This window comes from Bacillus sp. LR--39 (assembly GCF_053613335.1).
The window spans coordinates 1-556 of sequence record NZ_JBSIOT010001397.1; the positions used below are offsets into that span (position 1 = coordinate 1).

The following is a 556-nucleotide window of genomic DNA, read 5'->3' on the forward strand; positions in this document are numbered from 1 at the left end:
CACATTAGCTCAAGCATGCCATCTATTGTAAATGTATCAGGCGTATGCGATGTGATGCCGTACATCAGAAGGGCATCACTTGTTAAAGGCCCAATGCTGATACAGGCCGTCCCATTCGCCTTCCACTTTTTTAATTCTTCTCCCAAGACATGCATAAACGTATGTACGGTTGATGAACTCGTAAATGTTACATAGTCAAAGGAATATTGACCCGCAGCGTCTTTCAATGCCTCAATGCCTTCTTCATCCGGAATCGTTTCGTAGAGAACCCATTCCTTTACTTCAAAACCGAGCGGTACAAGCTCTTGTTTTATCACATCACGTGACAAATTCCCTTTCATCACGGTAATGGGCTCCCCCGGTTCAGCATGCTGCTTAAGAGCGTCAGCCAATTGTTCAGCAATATACTCCTGTGGCATCACATCAACCGATACGTTATGCGTTTTTAAACGGCGGGCGGTTTTTTCACCGACGGCTGCAATTTTTTTATGCGCAGGGAGAATAAGCTGATTTTCCTTCAGATAAGAAAAAAACAAGTCTGCCCCATTCACACTTG

1 protein-coding gene is annotated in these 556 nt (G+C 44.4%); it reads right to left on the bottom strand.

The window, feature by feature from the left end; translation table 11 throughout:
* Positions 1-556: uroporphyrinogen-III synthase (hemD, locus tag ACWHAR_RS30725; protein ID WP_452088891.1), on the bottom strand; the 556-nt coding region annotated here is incomplete at both ends.